Consider the following 8,540-nt stretch of genomic DNA (forward strand, 5'->3'; position numbering starts at 1 on the left):
GCACGTCAGTTGATGGCGTTGATGGGCTGAAAAGCCTTTTTTCGTCTGCTGTGAGCACAAAAGCAAACGCCCCGAACTAGTCGGGGCGTTTGCTGGAACCACCATCAGTGTGTTTTCACACAGCCTGAAATTGGCGGGTTTTTTATTGGCTAGCTGAAGATCACTCTTCCAGGCTACCCATCGCAGTGGTGTTGAAACCACCGTCCACGTACATGATTTCGCCGCTGATGCCGGACGCCAGGTCCGAGCACAGGAAGGCGCCGGCGTTGCCGACTTCGTCGATGGTGACGTTGCGACGCAGCGGGGTTTGCGCTTCGTTGGCAGCCAGCATCTTGCGGAAGTTCTTGATGCCGGAAGCGGCGAGGGTGCGGATCGGGCCAGCCGATACGCAGTTGACGCGGGTGCCGTCCGGGCCCAGGGAGCCGGCCAGGTAACGCACGCCAGCTTCCAGCGAAGCCTTGGCCATGCCCATGACGTTGTAGTTAGGCATGGTGCGCTCGGCGCCCAGGTACGACAGGGTCAGCAGGCTGCCGTTGCGGCCTTTCATCATTTCGCGACCAGCTTTGGCCAGGGCCACGAAGCTGTAGGCGCTGATGTCGTGAGCGATGCGGAAACCTTCACGGGTGGTGGCTTCGGTGAAGTCGCCGTCCAGTTGGTCGCCCGGGGCGAAGCCGACGGAGTGCACGATGCAGTCCAGGCCGTCCCACTTCTTGCTCAGTTCAACGAAGACCTTGGCGATTTCTTCATCGCTGGCCACGTCGCACGGGAAGCACAGGTCAGGGTTGGAACCCCAGCTCTGGGCGAACTCTTCGACACGACCCTTGAGTTTGTCGTTCTGATAAGTGAAGGCAAGCTCAGCGCCCTCGCGATGCATGGCGGCAGCGATGCCGGATGCGATGGACAGCTTGCTGGCGACACCGACGATCAGTACGCGCTTACCGGCGAGAAAACCCATGTGTTGCTCCTCTCTTTCAGGTTATTACGCAGTGGCTGGTGCCAGGAAAGCGGCTTCCAGCAACTGCTGTGTATACGGATGTTGGGGGGCGGCAAAGATACTTTGCGCGTCTCCCTGTTCGACCACTTGGCCATGCTTGACCACCAGCAGCTGGTGGCTCAGCGCTTTGACGACAGCCAGGTCATGGCTGATAAACAAATACGTCAGGTTGTACTTGGTTTGCAGTGAACGCAGCAGCTCCACCACTTGGCGTTGTACGGTGCGGTCGAGGGCCGACGTCGGCTCGTCCAGCAAAATCAACGCCGGTTTTAGCACTAATGCCCGGGCAATGGCGATTCTCTGCCGTTGCCCGCCGGAAAATTCGTGGGGGTAGCGGTGCCGGGTTTCCGGATCCAGACCTACCTCCTTCAATGCTGCAATAATCGCCTGTTCCTGCTCCGCCTCGGTGCCCATCTTGTGGATCCGCAGGCCTTCGCCAACGATCTGGCTCACGCACATCCGTGGGCTCAGGCTACCGAACGGGTCCTGAAACACCACTTGCATCTCGCGGCGCAACGGACGAACTTCGTTCTGCGTCAGGCAGTCTAGCTGCTTGCCTTCAAAACGGATCGCGCCTTTGCTGCCGATCAACCGCAAAATCGCCAGGCCGAGCGTTGATTTGCCCGAACCGCTTTCACCGACGATCCCCAAGGTCTGCCCCTGAGGCAGGCTGAAATTGATCCCGTCCACCGCTTTGATGTGGTCAACGGTCTTTTTCAGCAGTCCTTTCTTGATCGGGAACCAGACTTTCAAGTCCTCGACTTGCAGCAATGGCGGCCCGATAACATTGGTCGCCGGCGTGCCGCTGGGCTCCGCTGCCAGCAGTAACCGAGTGTACGGATGCTGCGGCGCGCGGAACAACTCTTCGCACGATGCCTGTTCGACGATGCAACCGCGCTGCATGACACATACGCGATGCGCAATTCTTCGCACAAGGTTCAAATCGTGGCTGATCAGCAGCAGCGCCATGCCCAGGCGGGCCTGTAATTCCTTGAGCAATTCGAGGATTTTCAGCTGAACGGTCACGTCCAGCGCGGTGGTTGGCTCGTCGGCGATCAGCAATTCCGGCTCGTTGGCCAGGGCCATGGCGATCATCACCCGCTGGCGCTGGCCGCCGGACAATTCATGGGGCAGGGCTTTCAGGCGCTTTTCCGGTTCGGGAATCCCGACCATCTCCAGCAGTTCCAGGGTGCGCTTGGTCGCCACTTTGCCGATCAGGCCCTTGTGGATGCCCAGCACCTCGTTGATCTGCTTTTCGATGGAGTGCAGCGGGTTGAGCGAGGTCATCGGCTCCTGGAAGATCATCGCAATCCGGTTGCCACGGATATGGCGGATGGATTTCTCGCCCATGTTCAGCAGGTTTTTCCCGGCGTACTCGATAGTCCCGGACGGGTGCCGTGCAAGCGGGTAGGGCAGCAGCCGCAGGATCGAGTGGGCGGTGACCGATTTGCCGGAACCGCTTTCACCGACCAGCGCCAGGGTTTCGCCACGCTTGATATCAAAGCTCACGCCTTCGACCACGCGCTGAGCACGCTCGCCGATCCCAAACTCGACGGACAGGTCGCGCACTTCGATCAGATTGTCCTGATTCATTTCACTTCCTCGGGTCGAAGGCATCGCGAGCGGACTCGCCGATAAACACCAGCAAACTCAACATCAGCGCCAGCACCGCAAATGCGCTGATGCCGAGCCATGGGGCTTGCAGGTTCGATTTGCCCTGGGCCACCAGCTCACCCAGCGACGGCGCGCCGGGCGGCAATCCGAAGCCGAGGAAATCCAGCGCGGTCAGGGTGCCGATGGCGCCGGTCAAGATGAACGGCATGAACGTCATGGTCGAGACCATCGCGTTGGGCAGGATGTGGCGGAACATGATCGCACCGTTCTGCATCCCCAGCGCCCGCGCCGCGCGCACGTATTCGAGGTTGCGCCCGCGCAGGAACTCGGCGCGCACCACGTCCACCAGGCTCATCCAGGAAAACAGCAGCATGATCCCCAACAGCCACCAGAAGTTCGGCTGCACGAAACTGGCGAGGATGATCAGCAGGTACAACACCGGCAAGCCGGACCAGATTTCCAGGAAACGCTGCCCGGCCAGGTCCACCCAACCGCCATAAAAACCCTGCAAGGCCCCGGCAATCACGCCGATGATCGAACTGAGAATGGTCAGGGTCAGGGCGAACAACACCGAAATCCGGAAGCCGTAGATCACCCGCGCCAACACATCGCGCCCCTGATCGTCGGTGCCCAGCAGGTTATCCGCCGACGGCGGACCCGGGGCCGGGACTTTCAGGTCGTAGTTGATGCTTTGATAGCTGAACGGAATCGGCGCCCACAGCACCCAGGCATCCTTGGCCTTGAGCAATTCGCGGATGTACGGGCTCTTGTAATTGGCTTCCAGCGGGAATTCGCCGCCGAAGGTGGTTTCCGGGTAGCGCTTGAGCGCCGGGAAGTACCAGCTGTTGTCGTAACGCACCACCAGCGGTTTGTCGTTGGCGATCAGCTCGGCGCCAAGGCTCAGGCCGAACAGCAGCAGAAACAGCCACAGCGACCACCAGCCACGCTTGTTGGCCTTGAACAGTTCGAAGCGACGTCGATTGAGCGGGGACAGGTTCATCTCAATGCTCCCGGCTTTCGAAGTCGATGCGCGGATCGACAAAGGTGTAGGTGAGGTCGCCGATCAGCTTCACCACCAGTCCGAGCAAGGTGAAGATAAACAGCGTGCCAAACACCACCGGGTAATCGCGATTGATCGCCGCTTCAAAACTCATCAGGCCGAGGCCGTCGAGGGAGAAAATCACTTCCACCAGCAACGAGCCGGTAAAGAAAATCCCGATGAACGCCGATGGGAACCCGGCGATCACCAGCAGCATCGCATTGCGGAACACATGGCCGTACAGCACACGGTGACGGGTCAGGCCTTTGGCCTTGGCGGTGACCACGTACTGCTTGTTGATCTCGTCGAGGAAGCTGTTTTTGGTCAGCAGGGTCATGGTCGCGAAGTTGCCGATCACCAGCGCCGTCACCGGCAAGGCCAGGTGCCAGAAGTAGTCGAGGATTTTGCCGCCCATGCTCAGTTCGGCAAAATTATTCGAGGTCAGTCCACGCAACGGGAACCAGTCGAAATAGCTGCCGCCGGCGAACACCACGATCAGCAGGATCGCAAACAGGAACGCCGGGATCGCGTAGCCGACGATGATCGCCGAACTGGTCCAGACATCGAAGTGGCTGCCGTGCCGCGTCGCCTTGGCGATCCCCAGCGGGATCGACACCAGGTACATGATCAGCGTGCTCCACAAGCCGAGGGAGATCGACACCGGCATCTTTTCCTTGATCAGGTCGATCACCTTGGCATCGCGAAAGAAGCTGTCGCCGAAGTCCAGCGATGCATAGTTTTTCACCATGATCCACAGACGTTCCGGCGCCGATTTGTCGAAGCCGTACATGTGCTCGATTTCTTTCACCAAGGCGGGGTCCAGGCCCTGCGCGCCGCGATAGGCGGAACCGGCCACCGACACTTCGGCACCGCCGCCAGCGATGCGGCTGGTGGCGCCTTCGAAGCCTTCGAGCTTGGCGATCATCTGCTCCACCGGGCCGCCGGGCGCAGCCTGGATGATCACGAAGTTGATCAGCAAGATGCCGAACAAGGTCGGAATGATCAGCAGCAGTCGCCGAAAAATATACGCCAGCATCTGATTACTCCGTGCCCGCAGGGTCGGCTTGCAGTTTGGTTTCGACTTCTATCGCCGGTGTCGCGTCTGGCTTGACCCACCAGGTGTTGATGCCGATGTCGTACTTGGGTGAAATTTTCGGATGACCGATGTGGTTCCAGTACGCCACGCGCCACGTCTTGATGTGCCAGTTGGGGATCACGTAATAACCCCATTGCAGCACGCGGTCCAGTGCGCGGGCATGGGCCACCAGGCTTTTACGCGAATCGGCGTTGATCAGTTGCTCGACCAGTTGGTCCACCACCGGGTCCTTGAGGCCCATGGAGTTGCGGCTGCCGGGTTTGTCGGCAGCGGCGGACATCCAGAATTCGCGCTGTTCGTTACCCGGGGAACTGGACTGCGGGAAGCTGCCGACGATCATGTCGAAGTCCCGTGAGCGCACGCGGTTGATGTACTGCGAGACGTCGACGCGGCGGATCACCAGGTCGATCCCGAGGTCGCTGAGGTTGCGCTTGAACGGCAGTAGCACGCGCTCGAATTCGGTCTGGGCCAGCAGGAACTCGATGGTTACCGGTTTGCCGGTGGCGTCGACCATTTTGTCGTCGACGATCCGCCAGCCAGCCTCTTGCAGCAGGTGATAGGCCTGGCGCTGGTGGTCGCGAATCATGCCGCTGCCGTCAGTCGTCGGGTTCGCGAAGGCTTCGCTGAAGACTTGCTCGGGGATCTTGCCGCGAAACGGATCGAGGATCGCCAGCTGATCGGCATCCGGCAGGCCGGTGGCGGCCATTTCCGAGTTCTCGAAATAGCTGCGGGTGCGCGCGTAGGCGCTGTTGAACAATTGCTTGTTGGTCCATTCAAAGTCCAGCAACAACGTCAGGGCCTGGCGCACGCGCACGTCCTGGAACACCGGGCGACGCAGGTTGAACACGAAACCCTGCATGCCGGTGGGGTTGCCGTTGGGGATCTGTTCCTTGATCAAGCGGCCTTCGGTGACCGCCGGGACGTTGTAGGCATTGGCCCAATTCTTCGCGGTCATCTCCAGCCAGTAATCGAACTGCCCGGCCTTGAGCGCTTCGAGCGCCACGGTGTTGTCGCGGTAGTAATCGGTGGTCATCACGTCGAAGTTGTAGAACCCGCGATTGACCGGCAAATCCTTGCCCCAGTAATCCTTGACCCGCTCATAGCGAATCGAGCGTCCGGCCTTCACTTCGCTGACCTTGTACGGGCCGCTGCCCAACGGCATTTCCAGGTTGCCCTTGTTGAAATCGCGGGTGGCCCACCAGTGTTTGGGCAATACCGGCAACTGGCCGAGGATTAGCGGCAATTCACGGTTGTTGGAGTGCTTGAACTTGAACAACACGGTGAGCGGGTCTTCGGCGACCGCTTCCTCGACGTCGTTGTAGTAACCGCGATAGAGCGGCGCGCCGTCCTTGGTCAGCATCTGGAAACTGAACACCACGTCTTCGGCGCGAATCGGATGGCCGTCGTGGAAGCGTGCTTCAGGGCGCAGGTAGAAACGCACCCAACTGTTGTCCGGGGCTTTCTCGATTTTGCCGGCGACCAGGCCGTATTCGGTGAACGGTTCGTCCAGCCCTTGCCGGGCGAGGGTGTCGTAGATCATGCCGATGTCATCGGCCGGCACGCCTTTGCTGATAAACGGGTTGAGGCTGTCGAAACCACCGAAACCGGCCTGGCGAAAGATCCCGCCCTTGGGCGCATCCGGGTTCACGTAGTCGAAATGCTTGAAATCGGCCGGGTACTTTGGCGGCTCGTTGTAGAGGGTCACCGCGTGTTGCGGGGCGGCGCAGGCCAGCCCGGCGAACAGCAGGCCGCTGGCCTGCAACAGCAGGGTGCGTACGGGTTTCATTGATCTTTCTCCGAAGACTTCAGCCACCACGCGCTCAGGCCCAGGGTGTAGGGCGGCGTGGTCACAAAGGCCAACCGGTTGCGGTAGGCCAGGCGATGATAATTGAGGTACCAGTTGGGAATGATGTAGTGCTGCCACAGCAGCACGCGGTCAAGGGCTTTGCCGGCGGCGACTTGTTCGTCGCGAGTCTGGGCGGCGAGCAATTGTTCGAGCAAGTGATCGACTACCGGGTTGACTATGCCGGCGTAGTTTTTACTGCCCTTGACCCCGACCTGGCTGGAATGGAAATACTGCCACTGCTCCAGGCCCGGGCTGAGGGTCTGGTTGAGGGTCATCAGAATCATGTCGAAATCGAACTGATCGAGGCGCTGCTTGTACTGCGCGCGGTCGACAGTACGCAGCCGTGCATCGATGCCAATGCTCGCGAGGTTTTCGACGTAGGGCTGGAGGATGCGCTCCAGGTTCGGGTTGACCAGCAGGATCTCGAATCGCAGCGGTTGCCCGGCGGCATTCTGCAATCGTTGGCCATTGAGCTTCCAGCCGGCCTCAGCGAGCAGCCCAAGGGCTTTGCGCAGGGTTTCCCGGGGGATGCCGCGGCCGTCGGTGTGCGGCAGGCTGAACGGCTCGGTGAAGAGCTTGGCGGGCAACTGCTCGCGGTACGGCTTGAGCATCAGCCATTCGTGGCCGACCGGGAGCCCGGTGGCTTCGAACTCACTGTTGGGGTAGTAACTCATGGCGCGCTTGTAGGCGCCGCTGAACAGCGTGCGGTTGGTCCACTCGAAATCGAACATCAGCCCCAGGGCTTCGCGGACTTTGGTCTCGGCGAAGGTCGGGCGTCGGCTGTTCATGAACAGACCCTGACTCTGGGTCGGGATCTGATGCGGGATCTGTGCCTTGATCACGTCGCCGCGGCGTACTGCCGGGAAGTTGTAGCCGTTGTCCCAGTTCTTCGCCTGATGCTCGATGTAAACGTCGAACTCGCCGGCCTTGAACGCTTCGAAGGCGACATCGCTGTCACGGTAGAACTCGACTTCCATGCGATCGAAGTTGTACTTGCCGCGATTGACCGCCAGGTCCTTGCCCCAGTAATCCTTGACCCGTTCGAAAACGATCTGCCGCCCAGGCGTCACCGAGGTGATGCGATACGGCCCGCTGCCCAGCGGCGGCTCGAAGGTGGTCGCCTTGAAGTCGCGACCTTTCCAGTAATGCCGGGACATCACCGGTAATTCACCCAGGCGCAGGATCTGCAAGGGATTGCCGGCGCGCTTGAACACAAAACGAATGCGCTGCGGATTGAGGATATCGACCCGCGCGACTTCCTGGAGGCTGGTGCGGTACTGCGGATGACCTTCCTTGAGCAACAAGCGGTAGGAGAACGCGACGTCGTACGCGGTAATCGGGGAACCGTCGTGGAACCGCGCTTCGGGCCGCAGGTTGAACACCACCCAACTGCGGTCCTCGCTGTACTCCACCGACTGGGCGATCAGGCCATAACTCGAGGTCGGCTCGTCGCCGGACGGCGCGTACTGGCCGGTGCCGACCATCAGTGGCTCATTGAGCTCGTTGATGCCGTACTGCAGGAAATTGGGGGTGGAAACCGGGCTAGAGCCCTTGAAGGTGTAAGGGTTGAGCGTATCGAAGGTGCCAAACGCCATCACCCGCAACGTACCGCCCTTGGGCGCTTGCGGGTTGACCCAGTCGAAGTGGGTAAATCGGGCCGGGTACTTGAGCGTGCCGAACTGCGCATAACCGTGGCTTTCGCTGATTGTCGCGCTTGCGCAGGAGCTGAAGGCCAGGCTGATCAGGAGCAGGAGGAGGGGACGCTTCAAGTCAGATCCGATCCAGGCGGCTTGGGCATTGTGGCCCGTACAGTAACAGCTTGTATCGACAGGAAAAAGACAGGGGGTTAATGCGCTGATAATTGCTGGCACGAAGGTTTGATCGAGCGCAGAACCTGTGGGAGCGAGCCTGCTCGCGAAAGCGGAGTGTCAGCCAACATCAATGTTGAATG

The 8,540-nt window shown here is 60.3% G+C and carries 6 protein-coding genes; all 6 read right to left on the bottom strand.

The window, feature by feature from the left end:
• Positions 1–160 precede the first annotated feature (160 nt).
• Genes fabI through AC07N8_RS29360 form a run of 6 tightly spaced genes read right to left on the bottom strand, consistent with a single transcriptional unit; the run spans position 161 to position 8,340 of the window.
• Complete coding sequence (gene fabI, locus AC07N8_RS29335) at positions 161–955, bottom strand: enoyl-ACP reductase FabI (protein WP_077749640.1); 795 nt, start codon at positions 953–955, stop codon at positions 161–163.
• 24 nt (positions 956–979) lie between these two features.
• A complete protein-coding gene (locus AC07N8_RS29340) occupies positions 980–2,587 on the bottom strand; it encodes an ABC transporter ATP-binding protein (protein ID WP_493144853.1) in 1,608 nt (535 codons plus the stop codon).
• A 1-nt stretch (position 2,588) separates the two neighbouring features.
• Complete coding sequence (locus tag AC07N8_RS29345) at positions 2,589–3,608, bottom strand: ABC transporter permease (protein WP_493144851.1); 1,020 nt, start codon at positions 3,606–3,608, stop codon at positions 2,589–2,591.
• Position 3,609: 1 nt separating this feature from the next.
• On the bottom strand, positions 3,610–4,683 hold the full coding sequence (locus tag AC07N8_RS29350; RefSeq protein ID WP_027923384.1) for a microcin C ABC transporter permease YejB: 1,074 nt from the start codon (positions 4,681–4,683) through the stop codon (positions 3,610–3,612).
• A gap of 4 nt (positions 4,684–4,687) precedes the next feature.
• Positions 4,688–6,529 carry an extracellular solute-binding protein gene (locus AC07N8_RS29355; RefSeq protein ID WP_483844084.1) on the bottom strand — a complete coding sequence of 614 codons (1,842 nt, stop codon included), beginning with the start codon at positions 6,527–6,529 and terminating at the stop codon, positions 4,688–4,690.
• A complete protein-coding gene (locus tag AC07N8_RS29360) occupies positions 6,526–8,340 on the bottom strand; it encodes an extracellular solute-binding protein (RefSeq protein WP_493144860.1) in 1,815 nt (604 codons plus the stop codon). Before AC07N8_RS29360 ends, AC07N8_RS29355 begins: the two co-directional genes overlap by 4 nt.
• Positions 8,341–8,540: the final 200 nt, after the last annotated feature.

The sequence above is a fragment of the Pseudomonas sp. GW821-FHT10C09 genome (assembly GCF_059415465.1).

What these genes read in the sequence shown, in the direction of transcription:
- fabI (WP_077749640.1), bottom strand. Translation starts at nt 955, where the DNA reads ATGGGTTTTCTCGCCGGTAAGCGCGTACTGATCGTCGGTGTCGCCAGC.
- AC07N8_RS29340 (WP_493144853.1), bottom strand. Translation starts at nt 2,587, where the DNA reads ATGAATCAGGACAATCTGATCGAAGTGCGCGACCTGTCCGTCGAGTTT.
- AC07N8_RS29345 (WP_493144851.1), bottom strand. Translation starts at nt 3,608, where the DNA reads ATGAACCTGTCCCCGCTCAATCGACGTCGCTTCGAACTGTTCAAGGCC.
- AC07N8_RS29350 (WP_027923384.1), bottom strand. Translation starts at nt 4,683, where the DNA reads ATGCTGGCGTATATTTTTCGGCGACTGCTGCTGATCATTCCGACCTTG.
- AC07N8_RS29355 (WP_483844084.1), bottom strand. Translation starts at nt 6,529, where the DNA reads ATGAAACCCGTACGCACCCTGCTGTTGCAGGCCAGCGGCCTGCTGTTC.